Annotated in this window: 15 protein-coding genes; 7 read left to right on the top strand and 8 right to left on the bottom strand. The window is 69.9% G+C overall.

Annotated features, from left to right (window positions below; translation table 11 throughout):
* Positions 1 to 90: 90 nt before the first annotated feature.
* Both ACPCXD_RS17600 and ACPCXD_RS17595 read right to left on the bottom strand, forming a co-directional pair.
* Complete coding sequence (locus tag ACPCXD_RS17600; protein WP_301848484.1) at positions 91 to 1,629, bottom strand: carboxylesterase/lipase family protein; 1,539 nt, start codon at positions 1,627 to 1,629, stop codon at positions 91 to 93.
* Positions 1,630 to 1,722: 93 nt separating this feature from the next.
* On the bottom strand, positions 1,723 to 2,037 hold the full coding sequence (locus ACPCXD_RS17595; RefSeq protein WP_225623759.1) for a non-ribosomal peptide synthetase: 315 nt from the start codon (positions 2,035 to 2,037) through the stop codon (positions 1,723 to 1,725).
* Between the two features lie 341 nt (positions 2,038 to 2,378).
* On the opposite strand from ACPCXD_RS17595, the gene ACPCXD_RS17590 reads away from it, so the two are divergent.
* Positions 2,379 to 3,413, top strand: a complete 1,035-nt coding sequence (locus ACPCXD_RS17590; RefSeq protein ID WP_301848482.1) for an alpha/beta hydrolase — start codon at positions 2,379 to 2,381, stop codon at positions 3,411 to 3,413.
* A gap of 49 nt (positions 3,414 to 3,462) precedes the next feature.
* Here ACPCXD_RS17590 and ACPCXD_RS17585 read toward each other — a convergent pair whose 3' ends face one another.
* Positions 3,463 to 3,669 (bottom strand): hypothetical protein, encoded by a 207-nt coding sequence (locus ACPCXD_RS17585; protein WP_202400096.1) that lies wholly within the window; start codon positions 3,667 to 3,669, stop codon positions 3,463 to 3,465.
* A 149-nt stretch (positions 3,670 to 3,818) separates the two neighbouring features.
* Between ACPCXD_RS17585 and ACPCXD_RS17580 the strand changes: the two genes are divergently transcribed.
* Complete coding sequence (locus ACPCXD_RS17580) at positions 3,819 to 5,252, top strand: TY-Chap domain-containing protein (protein ID WP_059383661.1); 1,434 nt, start codon at positions 3,819 to 3,821, stop codon at positions 5,250 to 5,252.
* A gap of 5 nt (positions 5,253 to 5,257) precedes the next feature.
* Here the strand turns inward: ACPCXD_RS17580 and ACPCXD_RS17575 are convergent, their stop codons facing one another.
* Complete coding sequence (locus ACPCXD_RS17575) at positions 5,258 to 5,773, bottom strand: O-acetyl-ADP-ribose deacetylase (protein WP_258260444.1); 516 nt, start codon at positions 5,771 to 5,773, stop codon at positions 5,258 to 5,260.
* 61 nt (positions 5,774 to 5,834) lie between these two features.
* Between ACPCXD_RS17575 and malQ the strand changes: the two genes are divergently transcribed.
* On the top strand, positions 5,835 to 7,958 hold the full coding sequence (malQ, locus tag ACPCXD_RS17570; RefSeq protein WP_423660537.1) for a 4-alpha-glucanotransferase: 2,124 nt from the start codon (positions 5,835 to 5,837) through the stop codon (positions 7,956 to 7,958).
* Between the two features lie 75 nt (positions 7,959 to 8,033).
* Here malQ and ACPCXD_RS17565 read toward each other — a convergent pair whose 3' ends face one another.
* The gene (locus ACPCXD_RS17565; RefSeq protein WP_423660536.1) at positions 8,034 to 9,824 is read right to left on the bottom strand and encodes an AMP-dependent synthetase/ligase; all 1,791 of its coding nucleotides are present in this window, start codon (positions 9,822 to 9,824) and stop codon (positions 8,034 to 8,036) included.
* Entirely contained in the window at positions 9,817 to 10,305 is a 489-nt protein-coding gene (locus tag ACPCXD_RS17560) for a MarR family winged helix-turn-helix transcriptional regulator (protein ID WP_301848470.1), read from the bottom strand. Before ACPCXD_RS17560 ends, ACPCXD_RS17565 begins: the two co-directional genes overlap by 8 nt.
* A 173-nt stretch (positions 10,306 to 10,478) precedes the next feature.
* Between ACPCXD_RS17560 and ACPCXD_RS17555 the strand changes: the two genes are divergently transcribed.
* Genes ACPCXD_RS17555 through ACPCXD_RS17545 form a run of 3 tightly spaced genes read left to right on the top strand, consistent with a single transcriptional unit; the run spans position 10,479 to position 17,418 of the window.
* Positions 10,479 to 12,038 carry a DUF2397 domain-containing protein gene (locus tag ACPCXD_RS17555; RefSeq protein ID WP_423660535.1) on the top strand — a complete coding sequence of 520 codons (1,560 nt, stop codon included), beginning with the start codon at positions 10,479 to 10,481 and terminating at the stop codon, positions 12,036 to 12,038.
* Positions 12,035 to 13,165 (top strand): TIGR02678 family protein, encoded by a 1,131-nt coding sequence (locus ACPCXD_RS17550; protein WP_088898724.1) that lies wholly within the window; start codon positions 12,035 to 12,037, stop codon positions 13,163 to 13,165. Before ACPCXD_RS17555 ends, ACPCXD_RS17550 begins: the two co-directional genes overlap by 4 nt.
* Complete coding sequence (locus tag ACPCXD_RS17545; protein ID WP_423660534.1) at positions 13,162 to 17,418, top strand: TIGR02680 family protein; 4,257 nt, start codon at positions 13,162 to 13,164, stop codon at positions 17,416 to 17,418. The genes ACPCXD_RS17550 and ACPCXD_RS17545 overlap by 4 nt, the downstream gene beginning before the upstream one ends.
* Before the next feature lie 77 nt (positions 17,419 to 17,495).
* Here the strand turns inward: ACPCXD_RS17545 and ACPCXD_RS17540 are convergent, their stop codons facing one another.
* Complete coding sequence (locus ACPCXD_RS17540; protein WP_088898726.1) at positions 17,496 to 18,680, bottom strand: thiolase family protein; 1,185 nt, start codon at positions 18,678 to 18,680, stop codon at positions 17,496 to 17,498.
* 192 nt (positions 18,681 to 18,872) lie between these two features.
* Positions 18,873 to 19,820, bottom strand: a complete 948-nt coding sequence (locus ACPCXD_RS17535; protein WP_160876199.1) for a hypothetical protein — start codon at positions 19,818 to 19,820, stop codon at positions 18,873 to 18,875.
* A gap of 319 nt (positions 19,821 to 20,139) precedes the next feature.
* On the opposite strand from ACPCXD_RS17535, the gene ACPCXD_RS17530 reads away from it, so the two are divergent.
* Positions 20,140 to 20,436, top strand: coding sequence for a chorismate mutase (locus ACPCXD_RS17530; protein WP_085469565.1), 297 nt, complete (start codon positions 20,140 to 20,142; stop codon positions 20,434 to 20,436).
* Positions 20,437 to 20,587 lie beyond the last annotated feature (151 nt).

The following is a 20,587-nucleotide window of genomic DNA, read 5'->3' as shown; positions in this document are numbered from 1 at the left end:
CACATGTGTTCAACCCGATCAACGCACCGTATGTGTCATCTGCACGGCATGTGCCATCGGAGCACGTGCCGCACCGGTGCGCGGGCGCGCTCAGGTGAAGGCCATGACCTCGGTACCCCAGACCCGGCGCATCTCGCCGTCCGGATCCGACTCGACCCTGTCCGTGGAGTCGATGAGCAGGGTCGAGCGTTCCTCCACCTCGTACTGCGGCCAGTGCTTCGAGCCGTCCAGCGCCGCCGGCACGCCGTGGTGCGCGAACGCGAGCCAGCGCCGCTGCACACGCCCAGAGACCTCCCCGGCGGACCTGCGGCCGCCGAGCCAGAAGGTCGGATCCCGACCGAGGGTGCCGAAATTACCGAATACGTAAGGTAATTCGGTTGCGTGCCCGGCACCGATCCGCGCAGCCTTGAGCATCGGGGTGGCGTGGTCGAAGCGGTACACCCAGGTCGGCGAATGCGCGCTGTGCGCTTCGGCGACCCACAGCACCGGCATCCGGAAACCGGCATCGCGCGAGAGTGCCATCGCTCCGGCGGGTTTGGGCAGGTCGGGATACGCCGCGACGATCTCGGCGAGACGCTCGGGAGGCAGATCCGTCCGGTCGTCGGCCAGCGCCTTGAACATCGCTTGCACGGCCGTATCGTTCACGGGCATCAACGGCGACTTCATGAAGCGGAAGATCGACGGCTCGTCCTTGTTCGAGCCGATGATCAGCGGGATCCGGTGCGACAGCCCCTTCTGGAAGGCAGCGACCGGATACTTCGGCACCAGGGCGCGATCGACGACCGGGGTCATGGCGAGCGTTCCCGGCACCTTCGTGGGGGTCTCGGCGACGAGCACTTCCGACGCCTCGACCAGTGTGTCGGTCGACATCGTGTGCAGTTCGGCGGCTCGGGACGGCGGTAGGTCGAGGATCTCGAGGAAGCGCTGCGCGACCGTCGCGGCACGTTCGCTGCCGTACACCGAGGTGGCGGGCGGCGACTGGGCGATCGCGCGATGGAAGAGACCCTCGGCCTTCGGAACCGTCATGAGCGTGGTGATCGACCCCGCACCCGACGATTCACCGAAGAGCGTCACGCAGTCCGGATCGCCACCGAAGTCGGCGATGCAGTCGCGCACCCATTCGAGGGCGGCGATCTGGTCCCGGAGACCGACATTGGATTCGAAGGTGACCTCGGATGTGGAGAAGGACGACAGATCGAGGAAACCGAGCGCACCGAGCCGGTAGTTGATCGTGACGACCACGACATCGCCGCTCTCGCACAGGATTCGGCCGTCGTAGATCTTCTGACCCGAGTATCCGATGATGTAGGCGCCCCCGTGGATCCAGACCATGACGGGGCGGCGGCGGCCGTCGGGCGGCGGCGCCCAGATGTTGAGCGAGAGACAGTCCTCGCTCAACGTCATCTCGGGTTCGATCCCGATCGGACTCTGCCGACTCTGCGGAGCGATCGGTCCGAATCGTGCGCCGTCGAGGACGCCGTCCCACGGTTCCGGTGGTAACGGCGACCGGAACCGCCGGGAACCGGTCGGGGCCGCGTACGGGATGCCCTTCCAGACGTAGACCCCGCCGTCGCGATATCCGCGGACCTCGCCGTATTTGCAGGCGACGGTGAGCGTGTCGTCCTCCACGTGGCCTCCCACCCCGGTCGGTACCGCCGTGCAGTACCGTTCACTTCGTTCGTCGACCTACCGATTCGATGATGGTGGATGCCGGGTCGGTTGTCAGCCGGCTGCGGAGAGAGGTTCGGGGGCCACACAGTCGACGAGATCGATCACGAGTGCGTCGAGTACGTCGCGCAGGTCGCCGCGCGCCGAGTCGGCGAGCGCCGGGAAGACGGTCGCGAGCGCGATGGGCACGAGCGAGGCCTTTCCGAGCAGGATCCCCATGGCCGCATCGAGCTTGACGACCTCGTCGTGCAGCCGGGCGTAGGTGGTGGTGTCCACGCCGTGCGCCACGGCGATCCGGTCGGGCTCGCATGCCGCGGCGTCCGCCACCATCCGGGGCAGGTTCTCCGCGGTGATCTCGTCGGCACTCATGCTTGCAACGTCGAATTTACGCAACATCTCGCCTTCGTTCGTCCCCCAGGAGCGACGCCGGGCCGCGCGCCGCAGTCGAAACATACAGTCAGTGTGGCCCGAAAAGTACGGAATGTGTAGAAGGTCCGGAAAACTTTTTGCACTGCCGGTACCTGACAGAAGGTACATCGCCGAGAACCCACCTTCACCCGGAATCATCACCCTGAGACCAGGACCACAACGATTGCTCCGCGAACCCTCGCGACCTGGATGAACGGGCGTATCCTCGTAAATCCGAAGTCCGTGCAGCCACCCCGACCGGGTCCGACCACGACTCCGGGCAGACCGAGGAGGTGCCGGTCGTGAGCGTCGCCCACGCCGAGTTGCTCCCTCTGCCCGCGCACCGCGCCACGACGCGCGAGTTCGCGGGGGTGAGCACTCAGTCCCGTGCCCTGTCCTTCTCCGTGCGTCGTACCGTGCGGCCGTTCATCGAGGCGTGGTCGTACGCGCCGACCCTCCCCTGGCCGGCGTCGGTGATCGACCGCCTCGCGTTCCCACTCGTGCCGGTACCCGGCACACACCGCCGGCGGGTCGATCTCCCGACGTGCCCGGCGGAACTGCTGTGGGCTCCGGGTGCCGCACCCCCGGCCGCACAGGTCGGTACGGACGGCACCGCCGTCCGGGCCAATATCGACAGCACCGCCGTCCTGTACCTGCACGGTGGCGCATTCCTGTGCTGCGGGCTCACCACGCACCGCCATCTGGTCTCCCGCATCTCCGCCGCAACCGGCGCGCCGGTTCTGGCGGTCGGTTACCGCATGCTGCCCCGCCATCCGATCCGGCGCGCGGTCGAGGACGGGCTCGACGGATTGCGCTGGCTCGTGGCACACGGCTACCCGGTCGAGCGTGTCGTGATCGCCGGGGACTCCGCGGGTGGCTTCCTCACCTTCGCCGTCGCCCACGAAGCCGTACGCCTCGGCATCGGCCGTCCGGCCGGCACCGTCGCCCTGTCACCCCTCACCGATCTCGACCCGCGGGGCAAGCTCGACCATCCCAATTCGCACCGGTGCGCCGTCTTCCCACGACGCGCCGTCGGCGTCCTGTCGACCCTCGTCGATCGCGCCGAGCGCCTCGGTGACGAAGGCGCCGAGCCGGTCGCCTCCCCCGTCGATCTCGACCTGTCCGAGATGCCTCCCGCACTCATCCAGACCGGATCCGAGGAGATGACCTACGTCGACGCCGAGCTGATGGCCCGGCGGCTGCAACTCGCCGGCGTCTCCACCGAACTCCAGGTGTGGGAGAAACAGGTGCACGTCTTCCAGGCCGCGGCGGGGATCGTCCCGGAGAGCGGCCGCGCGCTCGCCGAAATCGGCCGCTTCGTGCGTGAACTGCGGTGAGACCCGCCTCCCGACGCCATTGCCCTCGAGCCCGCCCCGGCGAGCACGGTCATATCGAGACCCGGATCGCATAGTCCGCCACGGCATCCGTGGTGCATTCGGGTGTTCCGGCCGGTACGACGACGGGCCACACGGACGGATCGGCCGACCGTCCTGCGGGGATGCGGGCCGGCAGGGTCCGGACGAGACGGATGATGGCGTCGATCATGCGTCGATGGTCGGGCACCTCCGGACGGATCGACACGGTTTCGTTCACCGGGATCGGAACACCTCGGCGGGCCGTCGCAGGCCGAGAACCGTGCGCTTGGGCAAGCCGTCGCTCGTGCGACCCAGCGGAGGAATGCCTGTCGGTGCCGGCGACTAGTCTTTCTCTCGGCTCGACCGCACAGAGAAGGGGGTCCGATCATGGCCGACGCGCAGACCCGGTTCGACCAGGACGTCGACGCGGCCTGGCGCGAGTTCCGCACGCGCCTGGCCGACCATGTCGCGGCCATGTGCGACGGCGACGGCCTGGTCCTCGAACCCTTCACCGACGAGGCCGGTGGCCCTGCCGGGCCGTGCGTGCAGTTCTACGCGTGGGGAGACCGGCTCGTCCGCTGCGAGGTCCCGTCCAACGCACACCTCGCCCCCGACCGGCACCTCACCCCGGTCGACGAGCAGATGCTCCTCGAACTCGGGCTGCAGGCGCCCTCCCGCGGACCGGACGATCCGGAGGACGGCGGATCCCCGGCGTTCTGGATCGATCGTCCTGGCAGCTGGGCCGATCAGCTCGCCGTCATCGCCGTGCGTGCACTTCGTTCGGTGTGGGGTGTTCCCCACCCCCTCTTCCTGCGGGCCGAGACGTTCGGAACGGAGCGCTCGGTCGCCGAGCTCACCTCGTTCCTCGTGCCCGAGACACCCCAGGCGGACCGCACCCAGGCCCCGGAGGTCCCGCTCGCGGTCGTCCCCACCGGCGACGACCATGTGCGCGAACTGATCGAATCCACCCTGCACGAGCAGATCGACGATCTTCCCGCCTGGGACGAGGACGGCGATCTCGTCCTGCGGATCGCCGGGGTGCTGGTGTTCGTCGGTGTCGGCCCCGGTGGTGGCACCGTCGACCTGTTCGCACCGATCGTCCATTCCATCACCGGACGTACGCGGGCCGCCGAGATCTGCGTCGATCTCAACCGCCGGTGGCCGCACCTGAAGTTCGTGCTGGTCGACGACCGCCTCGCGATCGTCGATCATGTTCCGGCCGCGCCGTTCGCTCCGGCGCACCTGCTCGGATCGCTCGAGACCATCACCCAGTTCCTCGACACCGTCGACAGCTCGTTCGCCACCCATATCGGTGGCTCGCTGCTGCGCGATCAGGGATTCGACGGTGCGACGGGCGGGGCGGCCGATCCTCCCTGGGGCGACGTCTCGCAGTTGCCCGACGCCGAGGACGATCTTCCGGTGGCCCTGCTCGCGGTGCGCGACTTCCATCTCGACGGTGCCGCCGACGTCGCCGCCAGCACCGTCGCGGCGATCGGCGATCGCAATCCCGAGCAGTTGCGACGGTTCCTCACCATCAGCACCGAGCTGCAGGTGTGGTGGGACGGTGAGTCGCAGACCCGCGAGGCGGCGCTCAACACCGACGGTGCTCGCGAGGCACGGGCGCGGGCACTGGAATGGGAGGCGACGAGCCGTTCGCTCGCGGAGGCCCTCCAGTTCCTCGAACAGGGCGAGGGGACCGATTCGGCCGGATCACGCGCGTCGCGCTCGAGCGCCGGCCGGGAGGCGTCGCCCGAGCAGCCCGCGCTGTTCGACAACCCCGACGAACCGACCCTCTTCGACGGCTTCGGCGACTATTCCTGAACCGATCACGTCCGGGAGACGGCGCGCCGGAGAGCGTCGACGGCGGCGTCGCCGAACCCGACGAGTACGACGGTCTCCACGTCCGTCTGCGTCTCCCGGATCGTCGTGACGGCCTGCAGGGCGGCGTCGTCGAGGGGCCAGCCGTAGATACCGGCCGAGACGAGCGGGAACGACACCGTCCGGGCGCCGAAGTCCTGCGCGACGAGCAGACTGTTGCGGTAGGCCGAGCGCAGAATTCCGGAGCGGTCCTCGTGCGCCGACCACACCGGGCCCACGGTATGGATCACCCGCCGCGCCGGGAGGCGACCGGCGGGCGTCGCCACCGCACGGCCCGGTTCGAGTCCGTCGGGTAGCGAGGTCGCGCGGAGTTCGCGGCATGCGGCGAGGATCTCCGGGCCGCCGGCCCGGTGGATCGCACCGTCCACTCCCCCGCCTCCGAGCAGGGAGGAGTTCGCGGCGTTGACGATCGCATCCACCGCGATGGTGGTGATGTCGCCGTGCGCGATGTCGAGAGCGGTCACCCTGTCGACCATATGGTCCGCGCGCTGCCCCCGAGTCGTTTTGCTGGCATGATTCAGGACCGTGACGTCCTCGGCGAAGCTGCGCGAACTGGCCGGAAAGCACGGCATCACCACCACCTACACGGGGTGGGGTGGACGCGACCACGATGTCTCCGACGAGACGTTGCGGCGTGTACTCGCCGCGCTCGACGTCCCTGCCCGGACGGACGACGAGGTCGTGGAATCGCTCGCCGACGTCGACGACCGTCCGTGGCGCAGCATGCTCCCGCCCGCGCTCGTGGTCGTCGAGGGCGAGAACCGGACGTTCCCGGTGCACGTGCCGCACGGCGACCCGGTCGCGGTGTGGGTCGTCACCGAGGACGGCGAGGAGGTCGACGTCGAGCAGCGCGACGTGTGGGTGGACCCGCGGACCGTCGACGGCCGGCTCGTGGGCCGCGCGACCTTCGCCGTTCCGCGCCTGCCCCTCGGTTGGCACGTCGTGCACGCCCGCAGCAACGACATCGAGGCCACCGCGGTCCTCGTGGTGACCCCGCGCCGGTTGTCCACCGCCGACCGGCTGCTCGAGAAGAAGCGCTGGGGCCTTGCGGCCCAGATCTATTCGGTGCGCAGCCGCCGGTCGTGGGGCATCGGCGACTTCGCCGACCTGGCCGATCTGGCGGCGATCACGGCCGGTTACGGCGGCGACTTCGTCCTCATCAACCCCGTGCACGCGGCCGAACCCGTGCCCCCGCACGAACCGTCGCCCTATCTGCCGTCGTCGCGGCGCTTCGTCGACCCGCTGTATCTGCGGATCGAGGACATCCCCGAGACGGCCTATCTGCCCGCCAAGCACCGCAAGGAACTCGACGATCACGCACAGCGCGCGGCGAAGGCGAATCGGAAGGCGCGTCGTCTCGACCGGGATGCGACCTTCCGCGCGAAGCTCGACGTCCTCGAGCGCGTGTACCGGGTGCCGCTCGGCCCCGCCCGACGCGCACGGTACGAGGCGTTCTGCGCCGAGGGCGGGCAGGCGCTCGACGACTTCGCGCTGTGGTGCGCGCTGTACGAGAAGTTCGGCGACCGCGCCGACCGGTGGGCGTCGCGCGCCCCGAGTCCCGACGACCCGAAGGTCGCCCGGTTGCGCGAGCGGCTCGCCTCGCGGATCGACTTCCACCGGTGGCTGCAGTGGTTGTGCGACGAACAGCTTGCCAACGCCCAAACCGCTTCGCTCGCAGCAGGTTCCGATATCGGCATCGTGCACGACCTCGCCGTGGGCGTCGGTCCGCACGGCGCCGACGCCTGGACGCTGGGCGATGCGTTGGCGTCGGGCGTCACGGTGGGTGCCCCCGCCGACGACTTCAACCGCAACGGCCAGAACTGGAATCAGCCGCCGTGGCGGCCGGATCGCCTCGCGGAGCTGGGATACATCCCCTTCCGCGATGTGGTGCGCTCGGCGTTGCGGCACGGGGGTGGTGTCCGGGCCGATCACATCCTGGGACTGTTCCGCACCTGGTGGGTGCCGGAGGGGATGTCACCGGCCGACGGCGCGTACGTCCGCAGCGACCACGAGGCACTCGTCGGCATCCTGGCGCTCGAGGCGCATCGCGCCGGTGCCGTGGTCGTGGGTGAGGACCTCGGGGTCTTCGAGGAGTGGGTGCAGGAGTATCTCGCCGAGCGCGGCATCGCCGGGACGTCGATCCTGTGGTTCGAACGCGACGAGGACTCCCCACGCGGTCCGGAGACCTACCGTTCCCTGTGCCTGACCTCGGTGACCACGCACGACCTCGCGCCCACCGCGGGATACCTTGCGGGCGACCACATCCGGCTGCGGTCGGAGCTCGGTCTGCTCGAGGGCGACCTCGACGCCGAGCTGACCGATGCGGCCGCCGAACGCGACTCGGTTCTGGCGCTCGCGGTGGAGCGGGGACTGCTCGACGAAGGCGAGACCGACGTCGATCGCCAGGTCGAGGCGCTGCACCGGTTGATCGCGGCGAGTCCGTCTGCGCTGCTGGGCGTTTCGCTGGCGGATGTGACCGGTGAGCGTCGCAGCCAGAACCAGCCGGGCACCGTCGACGAGTATCCGAACTGGCGGGTTCCGCTCGCCGATGCCCGCGGCAAGGTCGTGCTCGTCGAGGATCTCGTCGACCACGACGGATTCGCGAGACTGGCCCGCGCCGTCTCCGGAGACACCTCGCCGGTGGAATGACACCCCACCAACGCTGCGACCGCCGACCCGGATGCCGGATCGGCGGTCGCGGCTCGGGTACGCGCCCCTAGGGCATCACTTCGCGTACAGGGCGTCGATCTCGTGGGCGAAACGCTCGGTGACGACGTTGCGCTTGATCTTCAGCGTCGGCGTGAGCTCGCCGGACTCCTCGGTGAGATCGCGGTCGAGGATGACGAACTTCTTGATCGCCTCGCTGTGCGAGACGAGGGTGTTGGCGTCGTCGACGATGGTCTGCACCGCGTCGCGCAGTGCGGGGTCGTGGCGCAGGTCCGCGATCGTCGCACCGGTGGGCTTGCCGTTCTCGTTCTTCCAGTTCTCGAAGACCTCCGGATCGACGGTCACCAGAGCGGTGACGAAGCTGCGTCCGTCGCCGACGACGACGGCCTGGGAGACGAGGGTATGCGACCGCATGCGGTCCTCGATCGGCCCGGGTGAGACGTTCTTGCCGCCGGCGGTGATGATGAGGTCCTTCTTGCGCCCGGTGATGGACAGGTAGCCGTCCTCGTCGAGCGAGCCGAGGTCGCCGGTGCGGAACCAGCCGTCGTGGAAGGCACCGGCAGTGGCCTCGTCGTTGCGCCAGTAGCCGTCGAAGACGACCATGCCGCGCAGCTCGATCTCGCCGTCGTCCGCGATGCGCGCCGAGTTCCCGCCCATGGGACGCCCGACGGTGCCGATCTTCTGCGCGCCGGGCGTGTTCACGCTGTGTGCGGCCGTGGTCTCGGTGAGGCCGTAGCCCTCGTAGATCGGTACGCCGACGCCGCGGAAGAAGTGACCGAGGCGGGGGCTCAGGGCACCGCCGCCGGAGATCGCGTACCAGCACTCGTTGCCCATGGCCTCGCGCAGCTTGGAGTAGACCAGCTTGTCGGCGACGGCGCGCTTGGCCTTCAGCGTCAGGGTGGGGCCGCCCTGGTCGAGCGACTCGCTGTAGGCGATGGCGGTGCGCTCCGCGAAATCGAAGATCGCCGCCTTGACCGGTCCGCCGGCCGCCGCCTTGCCCGCTGCCGCGTCGCGCACCTTCTCGAAGACGCGCGGCACACCGAGGATGATGTTCGGCGAGTACCGGGCGAACTGCGCGGAGACGGTCGAGAAGTCCGCCCAGTGAGCCTGCGCCGTGCCTGCTTCGAAGAGCGCGAGCGACACCGCGCGCGCCAGCACGTGCGCGAGGGGCAGGAAGGTCAGGCCGCGGTTGCCGGGCTTGGCGACGATACCGATGTCCGAGGTGAGGATGGACCGGACCTCGGCGAGGAAGTTGCGGTGGGTGAGCATGCAGCCCTTGGGTCGCCCGGTGGTTCCCGAGGTGTAGACGAGGGAAGCCAGGCCGCCGGAACGGATTCCGGCCAGACGCGTGGTGATCTCGGCGTCGTCGACCTCGGCACCATCGGCCGCAAGCGTGTTCACCGCGCCGTCCTCGATCTGCAGGATGCGACGGAGGGTGTCGGGCATGTCGACGAAGAGCTTCTCGTGCCGCGCGGTTTCGACGACGGCGAGGACGGCCCCGGAGTCCTGGAGGATCCAGCGAATCTGCTCGGTGGACGAGGAGTCGTAGATCGGTACCGACACCGCGCCGGCCGTCCAGATCGCGTAGTCGAACAGCGACCACTCGTAGCGGGTGGCCGAGAGCAGCGCGACACGATCACCGGGCTGCACACCGTTGGCGATCAGGCCCTTTGCGACGGCCTTCACCTGGTCGGCGAACTGCTGCGCAGTGACCGCGACCCAGTCGTCACCCTGCGGCCGGGAGTACATCACGCGGTGCGGAGTCTTCTCCGCATGGGTGAACACCGTGTGGACGACCGATTCGTCGTCACCGATGGTGAACGGGGCCGGGGTCGAGTACTCACGCACTGCAATCTCCATCGTTCTGGTCGGGAGTCCGGTCGTCGGAATCGATTCCTGCACGGAAGCGGCGCAGGAGATCCACGAAGCGTTCGAGTTCGTCCTCGTCCCAGCCCTCGAGGCCGGCGCGGACGTCGTCGAGACGACGCACGACCGCACCTTCGAGAACTGTCGCTCCGTGGTCGGTGAGCCGGAGAGGATGTCCGGCACGTGCCGGACCGGTCCCCGCCTCGACCCAGCCCGCATCGACGGCGTGACGCAGTTGGCGCGACACGGTCGAGCGGTGGACACCGAAGACCTCGGATATGTCGGTGGCGCGGCAGCCCGGATTTCGGGAGATGAAGCCGAGAAGCGAATGCTGGACCAGCGAGAGTCCGTTGTCCTGCGCTCGTGCTCCGGACGTCAGGAAGCGCACGAGAAGCACGAACTCCTCGTATACGCGGCCAACGCCGTCCGCGGACGGCCGCCGGGCCTGCCGATTGTGTTGCACAGGGCAACTATAAACGCGAGTGAGGCACGGCACGAATCCGCGCGGTGTCCTGCCGATTCCCGGTCTGTCTCTTCACAGCCCGTGCGCACCCGGTGAACTCGCCCACCCCGCTCGGCGTTCACCGGGCTAGCCTGTCTGTCCGTACGGCGTCAGCACTCGGGAGAAGAGGTCGGATGGGCGAACACATCGGTCGCGACCTGTTCCGTCATCTCGTCGCCGACGAAGCGGACGAGTACCTCGCGGTGATGGACTGCTTCACCGACCTCCTGCTCGCCGATCTGTCCACCGACGATATCGCGGTCTCGTGTGCGCGGCGCGGCGTGGCGCTCGACATCACGGTCGTCGCCGCCCGGTGCCGCAGCCTGGTCCGGTGGGGCAATCTCGCGCTCACGAGCGGCGGAACCGACGGCGGTGGCACCGGCGGCGGTTCCCACCGGCGGAGCGCCCCCGAGACCGCCTCGACCGAGAGCCTCGCCCGGTACCGGCCGACACCCGCCGGGCTGCGGGTGCACCGCGAGACCGGCAGGCTCCTCTCCACCTCCGACGACGTGCGCGGCGTGGCACGCGAGTCGCTCCGGTGTGTCGCGGACGGGCTCGCCCGAATCGAGGAGCTGCTGGTGGACGACGGGAGCGTGCTCGACCGGGACGAACTGGCCGCCCACGTCACCGCCCTGTTCTCGCACCACCGGTCGTTCACCGACAGCGTCGCCGATTTCTACGCGCACCTCGCCGAGATCCTGAGGCGTCTCGAGCACTCCGGCCGTCTCGGACACTCATCCGAGCGCGAACACGCCGGGGTGGTCGACGACTACGCCGAGACCAAGAACCTGCTCCTCGACTACGTCGACGTCATCGGTTCGGACGTCGAGCGTCTCGCCCCTCTCATCGCCGGCAGGCTCGACCGGATCAGGTCGCGTCTGGACTCCCTGATCGCCGCGTTGCGCGAGTCCGGCCTGCCGAACACCGTGCCTACGAACACAGTGCCCGGCCGGTCGCCCGGTCGCCGTCGCATCGACTGGGACGAACTGGCGCAGTGGTACGCCGAGGACGCCGGCCCGCGCCGCATGCGCGAGGCAGCGGCGGCGGCGCTGAACCGGCTGCTCGTGCGCACTCGGCGGATCACGACGAGCACGTCGGGCTTCTCGCACCGCGCAGATCTCCTGCGCCTGGCCCGGTGGTTCACCGAATCGTCCGACGAACAGGCCCACCGGTTGTTCGCCGCGACCTTCGGTGCCTTCCCGAGCCGGCACCTGCTGCTCGGCCCCGACGAGACCGACCCGCGAGTGGGTGCGGGCACGTCGTGGTGGCGGGCCGATCCCGTCGTCGTGCCCGTGTCGTTGCGCGAACGCGGCGACCACACGTCCCGCGGGGCCGTCGGCCGACTCCCCGATTCGCTGCCCGGCCGGGTCCGGGCCGACGAACTCGCCCAGCGCGAGTCGCGCCGCCGTTCCGACGCCGTCGCCGAACTGGGTGCGGCGGGCGACCTGCACGGAGCGGACCTGTCGACGGAGGCGCGCGACATCCTGCTCGACGTCCTCGCCGCTGCGCTCGCGGGCCACCGCACCACCGACGGTCCGATGCATGTGGACGATCGCGATCTCGGGTTGTCGCTGACGGCGGAGCCCGGCGCCGACACCGTGGTGCACTCCCCCGACGGCGATCTCACCGTGCACGGCTTCTCGCTGCACATGTCGGTCACGACATCGCTCGACCACAGTGCGGTGGCGCCGTGAGCACCTCGTACGCGAGCGCGGTGTCCGGCGACGTCTCCGGTCGGCGGGACGCCGCACGGGCGCTGCTGCAACAGCCGATCGTCACCGCCGCGACCGATCGGGAGACCTTCGACCTCGTTCGGTGTCACGCCCCGGCTCTGAAGTCGATGTTCGCCGACCGCCTCGGATACCGGCTCGTCGTCGAACCGACCTTCGCCCGCCTGATCAAGGCACCGCTCGGTCCCACGTCACCGCACCGTGCTCTCCGCCACGCCGACGGTTCCGAGTTCGGCGCGATCACCTATGCGTGTCTCGCGCTGGTGTGCGCGGCACTGATCGAACCCGGGACCGGCGAGAGGGTGTCCGTCGACGACCTTCTCGAGCAGGTACGCGCCGACGCGCGCGAGAACGGGATCGTGTTCGGCGACCCGGTGTCCGAGGAGCGGAACTTCGCCGCGGCCCTGCGCGTCCTCGAGGAATGGGGCGTGATCACCGAGTCCGCTCGCGGGGACGAGGCGAGCGGCGACGAGCCGCATCTCGACGTCCACCGCGACCTGCTCCCCCATCTGCTCGACACTCCCCTGCACGAGATGCCCGGTCCTGCAGCGGCACTCGCACGTCACGAGCACGAACCCGCCGCCCGCCGCCTGTACCGCAGGCTCGTCGAGGATCCGTTCGTCGCGCGTGACGAACTGGACGACGAGGCGGCGGCAATCCTCGCCCGCGACCGGCACGAGCTCGCCCGGATGCTGGAGGACGACTTCGGTCTCGTGCTCGAGGTGCGTACCGAGGGTGCGCTCGCGTACGACCCGGCCGGCATGCTCACCGACGAGGCGTTCCCGGGGTCCGGCACCCTGAAGCACGCCTGCCTGCTGCTCCTGACCGAACTCACCGAGCAGTTCGGTGCCTCGGCGGCGACCACGCTGCACGTCGACGTCCACACGCTCGACTCGGTTCTCGCCGACCTCGCCGCCGCACGTTCCCGCACCTGGAAGAGCATCTACGTCCGCGATCTCGCACTCCTGCGCCGGGACGTGGTCGCACTGCTCGTCCGGCTCGGGCTGGCGCGCCCGCACGAGAACGGATTCGAACTGACCGCACCCGCCGCCCGCTACCGCCCCGTCCCCGCCGAAAGCACGTGTCGATGACCCACTCGTCCGATCCCTCCGCCCTCGACGAGATTCCTCCACCCCGTTTCCCGGATCGCTGGCGTCTCCACCGCGCCGGCATCGTGAACGTCTGGCACTACCTGGACGTCGAGTTCGTCCTGTCCGGTGGGCGGATGATTCTGCGCGGCACCAACGGATCGGGGAAGTCCCGCGCCCTCGAGATGTTGCTGCCCTTCCTGCTCGACGCCGACCGCAGGCGCATGGACGCGACGGGCGCCGCGAAGGTCGATCTGGACGAACTTATGCGCACCGGGGCGTCGGACACCACCGACCGTGTCGGATATCTGTGGCTCGAACTGGCGCGCCCCAGCGGACATCTCACCGTCGGAGCACAGATCCGGCACCGCGCCGACGCCCGTCGCAGCGACGTGCACTTCTTCACGACACCCCGCCGTGTCGGCACCGACCTGCACCTCGTCGACGACGCCCGTATCCCGCTCTCACGGGAGCGACTCGCCGACCTCGTCGGAGCCGACAATCTCACCCGTGATCCGGAGCGGCATCGAGAGACCGTGCGGAGGCTGGTGTTCGGCCTGCACGGGGAGACGGGACGCGAACGCTACGACGGCCTCCTGCAGCTGTTGCACACCCTTCGCTCACCCGATGTCGGCCACCGCATCGACGAGGGGCGCCTCCCCCAGATCCTGTCGGACGCGCTGCCACCGCTGACGGAGAACATGCTCGCCGAAGGGGGAGGTCGCCTCGACCTGCTCGGCGACACCCGCCAGGAGCAGCTCCGTCTCGAAACGGCGCATGGACACGTGCTGCAGTTCCACGAGGTGTACCGGCAGTACGCGGCGGATCTGCTGCGCGCCGACGCCGCGACCGCCCGCGACCTCGCACAACGGGTCGTCGAGACGCGACGCGCACTCACGGTCGCGGAAGCCGAGGCGGCCGACCTCGACGCGCAGGCCGCCGCGGCGGACACCCGCCTGAAGGAGCGCCGCGACCAGGTCGCCGAACTCGACCGCGCGATCCGCGGACTCGAGACCCACGCGATGTTCCGGTCCGCGGACGATCTCGCGCAGCGCCAGCTCGCCGTCGATACGCTCCGGCGCGCCGCCGACCACGCGGCCGCTGCCGCCGATCGCAGCCGTCTGCGGGAGCGGCGCGACGCCGACCACGCGGTCCGCGTTCTCGACGACCTGACCTGCTCGATCACGCGTGCCGCGCGACGGCTCGTGACGGCAGGTCGCGAGCTGCTGTCGGTGGGTCTTCCGCACGACACCGTGCCGACCACGCTGCACTTCTCCGTCGACCGTCCACCCGCGGTGCTCGAACCGGTGCGCACCGGCATCGACGACACCACCGAGCAGGTGGTGCGGCCGGTCGTCGCGACGGTCTCCCTCGGCGCCGGGCACGTCGACGAGGTCCGGGATGCGGTCCTCCGTGCCGCCGAGGCGATCCGCCGCCGACAGGACCAGGCGGGTCGGCGACTGCTCGAGGCGCGTCGTCTCGACGCGGCCGCGCACGCCGTCCAGGAAGCCGAGGCGGCGGCCGACCGCGCGGCCCGCGACGCCGAGCAGCGTGCCGTCGACGCCGCTGAGACGGATGCCGGTGTCGGTGCGGCCGCCGCCGGTCTGCAGCATCGGTGGCGCGAGTGGATCACCGCCGACCGCACGACGGCTCTGCTGCCGGAACTCGACCGGGATCGGGTCGTCCTGATGCGCCGACTGTCCACGCAGCTCGACGCACTGATCGATGCCTCTCCTACGGATCCTGCCGGCTTTTCCGGCCCCGCCGGCCCCGCAGACACGGCCTCCGAGGACATCGACCTCGATTCGGCACTCGCGGAGCTGGACTCGCTGCCCGCAGCGGCCGCTCGATCCGCCCTGAGCGACCTCGACAGTGCCCCCGCCGAACGGGAGCGCCGTGAACGCGAGGCGCGGACCGCGCGTGAAGATCTCGTCCGGGAGCAGGCGGTCCTCGAAGCTGGCGGCGAGGGACCGGAGCAGGCGCCCTGGCACGTTCGCACCGACGGTGTTCCCCTGTGGCGGGCGGTCGAGTTCGTCGACACGCTCGGGGACGACGACCGCGCCGGGATCGAGGCTGCGTTGCTCGCCGCGGGTTTCCTCACCGCAACGGTCGACGGCGAGGGCCGCTTGCGCGCACTGGGCGGCCAGGTCCTCGTCTCGCCGCGCGGCGAACCACCGTCGCAGCCCCTGTCGACGGTCCTGCGCCCGGACCCCGAGGCCGACGTCCCGCGCCCGGCGATCGAGGCGGTCCTCAGCACGATCGGATTCGAGGACGCCACAGCGGTGGCCTCGGTCTCGCGGGACGGCCGCTGGCACAACGGTGTTCTGCGCGGACGTCACACGGCCGAGACTCCGCGTTGCATCGGCAGGCCGGCCCGGGAGGCCGCGATCGCGGCCCGTCGTGTGCGTCTCGACGAGATCCGCGCCGAACTCGCCCGGATCGACCTGGCGGTGGACCAGTTGCGCGTCGACTATCCGGACGCGGCGCACCGGCGGGCGGAGATCGACGCGCATCTGTCGACCGCGCCGACCTCGCATGCCATGCGCGCCGCGCTCGAACGACGTCGGTACGCGCACGCGCGTGTGCGGTCAGCGGCGAACACCGCGGTGGAACTGCGCGAGCGGGCGACGACCCTGCGTGCTCGCTGGACCGCCGAACTCGACGCCCACCGCACAGCGTGTGAGCACTTCGGCGTGCCCGGCGACGTTCCGGAACTCGAGGCGCTGGTCGCCGGCTGTGCGTCCGCCGACACACTGTGCACCGAGCTGGCACGCGACCTCGGTGACGTCCTCGCTGCCCACGCCAGGTTCACCGATGCCGCCGAGCGGTGTGCGCAGGCCACCGCCGAGCGGGTCGACGCGGAGGAGATCGCCGAGTCGTGCCGCTACGAGTGGCACGCGAAGGCCGCGGTGGTCGCGGCGCAGACGGCGGCCGTCGACGTCGACGCCGCCGATCTGGCGCAGGAACTGCGCGATTCGGAGGCCGAACGGGCACGCGCCGACGAGCAGTACCGACGCACGGTCGCCCATCGCGACCATCTCGGCCGTGCCGTCGCCGAGGTGCTCCAGCGGTGTGCGGCCGCACGCGAACGGCTCGACCGCGATCGTCACGAACTCGCCGCGGCCGCCGAACTGCTCGCCGCTCACCTGCAGCTGCCCGAACTGCGCGCTGCGCTCGAGGAGGATCCCGACCCGGACTCCGCCGCGTCTGCCCCGGCGCTTCTACCTCCCGTCCACCTCGAGGATCCGGATCACGTGCTCTCGGTGGCCCGTACCCTGCTGGCCGCATTGCCGCCGCGCACGGGAGTCGACGAGAACGCGATGCTGGTCGCGCTGCAGCAGTTCGATCGCGACATCACGGCCCGGTTCGACATCGAGCACACGGTGACGCACGGCGCCCATCGCGTCCGGATCGCCGGGGCGGGCGACGACACCACGCCTGCGGGTGTCGCGGTCGCCCTGACCCGGCAGGTCGAGGACGGCCGACGGGCACTGTCGCAACGCGAGCACGACGTGTTCACGGGATTCGTGCTCGGCGGTGTGGCCGACGAACTGCGTCGGCGGATCGAGCGGGCGCGACAGGTGATCGCCGCGATGAACGACAGTCTCGCCGACAGCCGCACGACGCACGGGATCGGCGTGCGGATCGAGTGGCGACCCGGCGGCGAGGACGCCGACGCGGCGCGGTTGACGCAGCTGCTCACCGCCACCGAACGGTCACCCGAGGATGCGTCCGACCTGGTCGGGATGCTGCGGCGCCGGGTGGAATCCGCTCACGCCGCCGATCCGTCCGCCGGCTACGCGCAGCACCTGTCGCAGGCACTGGACTACCGGCGCTGGCACGAGGTCGAGGTCACCATCCTCGGCCCCGAACCGGGCCGGGAGAGACGGATCTCCGCGCGCGCCAAGATATCCCAGGGTGAGACCCGGTTCGTGTCGTACGTGACGCTGTTCGCGGCGGCGGACGGTTATCTCTCCGGCCTCCCCGACACCGGCACCGCACTGCGGCTCGTGCTGCTCGACGACGCGTTCGCCAAGATCGACGACCCAACGATCGGTGAACTCATGGGCCTGCTCGTGCGGCAGGACATCGACTTCGTCATGACCGGGCACGCACTGTGGGGCTGTGTGCCCGAGGTGCCCGAGCTCGACGTCTACGAGGTCCGGCGACTCGCCGACGGCGCGGCCGTGACGACCCGCGTGCACTGGGACGGCCGCGTCCGGCAACTCCGCCCGCTCACCGAGCTGCAGACATGACCGAGCTGCAGACATGACAGTGGCGGGAGCGATACGTATCGCTCCCGCCACTGTCAGGCCTTCGAAACCTGCCCGGATCAGGACACGCGGCGCAGCAGCGCGGCGAGTGCCTGTCCGCCACCGATGCACATGGTGACGACGCCGAGTTCGAGATCGCGGCGGATCAGGTCCTTGGCGACGCGCAGCGTCAGGATCGCGCCGGTCGCGCCGACCGGGTGGCCCAGGGCGATCGCACCGCCGTAGGGGTTGGTCTTCTCCGGGTCGAGCTTGGCGTCGCGCGCCACCGCGAGGGCCTGCGAGGCGAAGGCCTCGTTGAGCTCGACGGTGTCGATGTCGGCCGGCGTCAGGCCGTTCTGCTCGAACAGCTTCGCCAGCGCGAGGGTCGGGGCGTAGCCCATCAGCTCGGGCTCCATCGCCGCGGTGACCACCGACTCGAGTACGACGGAGGCACCGAGGCCGCGTTCGCGGGCGACCGACTCGCGGGCCAGGACGAGCGCAGCAGCGCCGTCGTTGATGCCGGAGGCGTTACCGGCGGTGACGGTGCCGTCCTTGATGAACGCCGAACGCAGCTTGCCGAGCACCTCGAGGGTGGTGTCGGGCTTGGGGTGCTCGTCCTCGGTGACGGTGACAGGCTTGCGGCCACCGATCTCGACCGGGGTGATCTCCTCGGCGAAGGCGGCCTTCGCGGCGTCGGTGGCGGCGCGGCGCTGCGATTCGAGGGCGAACTCGTCCTGCTGCTCGCGGCTGACGCCGTACTCGCGGGCGACGTTCTCGGCCGTGACACCCATGTGCTGTCCGCTGAACGGGTCGGTGAGCATGCCGACGGTGCCGTCGACGAGTTCGCGGTTGCCGAGCTTGTAGCCGTTGCGGGCACCGAAGTCGTAGAACGGCATGCGCGACATGCTCTCGTCGCCACCTGCGACGGTGATCTCCGCGGCACCCCACCGGATCTCCTGGGCCGCGGACCACACGGCCTGCAGACCCGAGCCGCACAGGCGGTTGACGGTCAGGGCCGGGGTGGAGACGGGAAGTCCGGCGGCGAGGGTGACACGACGGGCGTTGTAGGCGTCGGCACCGACCTGACCGATGCAGCCCATGACGACCTCGTCGATGTCCTCACCTGCGACACCCGAGCGCTGCAGCGCCTCGCGTACGGCGGTGGCGCCGAGTTCGTGCGCGGGTACGTCCTTGAGTGCGCCGCCGAAGCTGCCGACGGGGGTGCGTGCGCCGTCGACGATGACGATGCGTTCCGGAGCGGTCATTTCTCGTCCAATCTGGTCGAACACCTGGGGTCCACGCGCCGGCACCGCCGAGCGCACGGATCTTCGGGAAGGCGTCCTCCCGAAGCGTCTGACTCGATGCTACGGCACCGAGTGCCGCGATCGCGATGGCCCGAACACACGTTTCAGGAACGGGAACGGAAATGCCATTCTACAATACCGACTACGCCATTTTCACTCGTCGTCGACCGTGAACGGAGGACCCTCCGCGAGACGTTCCGCAGCCGCCGGTGTGCCCAGTTCACGGCGGTGGCGAGGATGCTCCACATAGAACTCGAGGAAGCGGTACAACTGCACGGGATCGACAGCCAGATGCCGTGAGTCCACCTCGATCCGGGGTTCGGGCGGCAGGCGCTCCAAGAGGAACACCCGACTCGTGCGTCGACGCGCCCACGCCGCCGACCCGTGCCCCTCGATCCAGATCTCCGGGAACCCCCGGTCGACCGCACGGAGACCCCGCACCGAGACCCACGGCAGGTAGGACTCCACGAACCAGCCGCGCAACCTGATCCCGTCCGGTCCGAGAACGAGCGAACCGGCCCGGATGCGCCCGAGTGCCACCTCCACGAGGAAGGCCAGGCACACCCCGGCGACGAGCGCCAGCACCAGCGCCACGAGGGGTAGCCCCTCGTTCCCGACCACGATCTCCACGGCGGCGCCGAGCGAGAGGAACGTCCCACACAGCACCATCGCGAGCAGCAGACCGAAGACGGGACGGCGGCCCCCGATCTCGGTACCGCCGCGACCGGCCGTCTCGAGGTACCGAACCCGCGGTGTGCGACTCGGTGGCGACGACGGCGGTCGCCGACCCCCGGATCCGGCAGGCCACCAGAAGGTGGCGCCGAAGGCCGCCGTCAGCAGCATCAGCAGCGCCAGGATCGAATAGAAGCGGTCGGCACCCACCGAACCGGTGCTCCACGCCCCCGCTCCGCGGGCCGCGGCGAAGACCGCCACGAGCACCGCCGCGCCGGCCGCTGCGTACACGTGCAGATTGCGCGTGCCGTGCTGCCATTCGCTCGGCGGTTCGGTGTCGGACGTCGGTTCGGTGTCGGACGTCGCATCGGTGTCGGAAGTCGCAGCCTCCGTGCCGCGCCCACCCCACGGGACAACTGGTCGTCGCATCGGTCTCCCCTCCCGGCGTACCGAGGAGCCCCGACGTCCTCGACCCTGCCGGTCGGCCGGAACGCTACCTCGAGCGGCGGACCCGATGCGGACCCTTCGGGCGCGATGTCACCGACGGGCACACGAGTTGGCACCGGTCGGTGTGACAATTAACATACCCCTCGGTCATCAGAGTGTTGAACCAGGTCACGGCCGTTTCTGAAGGGACAGGACGCGCATGGGAGAGTCTCGCGAGAATTTTTCCCTACGTGTCGGTAACACCTATAGGCGTGAGCACGACACAATCTGTGACGATTCAGACGAGACCGGAGGAGTCTGCATGACTGTCCAGCTTGATTCGCCTGGCATCGCGTCCGTCGGCGAAGCTTCGTCGGCCGAGGCAGAGCTCGGGGAGCTGTTCGAGCAGATCAAGGAGCTCGACGCTCAGCTGCTCGCGGTGATCAAGCGGCGTTCGGAGCTCGTTCAGCGCGCCGGAGCATCCGCGAAGGGCACCGACGCGAGCCGCGAAGCACAGGCCGAGGAAATGGCCGTCCTGGGACGCTTCGCCGAACTCGGCACCGACGGCAGCACGCTCGCGATGACGCTGCTGCGCCTCGGCCGCACCCGCAAGGCCTGAGACCTACAACCGACGGCCCCCGCACCACACGGTGCGGGGGCCGTCGCCGTACCCGGGGCCGTCCACCGATTCGCATCACCCCGGTCGCAAACGTGGCCGCCCGCTCCCAAGTCGGCATACCGTCGGGACATCCCCGAAGAACGGACAGGAG

The sequence above is a fragment of the Rhodococcus sp. AB351 genome, from assembly GCF_049538275.1.
GTDB lineage: Bacteria > Actinomycetota > Actinomycetes > Mycobacteriales > Mycobacteriaceae > Rhodococcus.
This window is presented reverse-complemented; position numbering and strand designations above follow the sequence as displayed.

Bases quoted from the DNA above. Each gene is read 5' to 3' on its own strand.
- ACPCXD_RS17595 (WP_225623759.1), bottom strand. From the start codon at position 2,037: ATGAGTGCCGACGAGATCACCGCGGAGAACCTGCCCCGGATGGTGGCG.
- ACPCXD_RS17580 (WP_059383661.1), top strand. From the start codon at position 3,819: ATGGCCGACGCGCAGACCCGGTTCGACCAGGACGTCGACGCGGCCTGG.
- ACPCXD_RS17555 (WP_423660535.1), top strand. From the start codon at position 10,479: ATGGGCGAACACATCGGTCGCGACCTGTTCCGTCATCTCGTCGCCGAC.
- ACPCXD_RS17545 (WP_423660534.1), top strand. From the start codon at position 13,162: ATGACCCACTCGTCCGATCCCTCCGCCCTCGACGAGATTCCTCCACCC.
- ACPCXD_RS17540 (WP_088898726.1), bottom strand. From the start codon at position 18,680: ATGACCGCTCCGGAACGCATCGTCATCGTCGACGGCGCACGCACCCCC.
- ACPCXD_RS17535 (WP_160876199.1), bottom strand. From the start codon at position 19,820: ATGCGACGACCAGTTGTCCCGTGGGGTGGGCGCGGCACGGAGGCTGCG.
- ACPCXD_RS17530 (WP_085469565.1), top strand. From the start codon at position 20,140: ATGACTGTCCAGCTTGATTCGCCTGGCATCGCGTCCGTCGGCGAAGCT.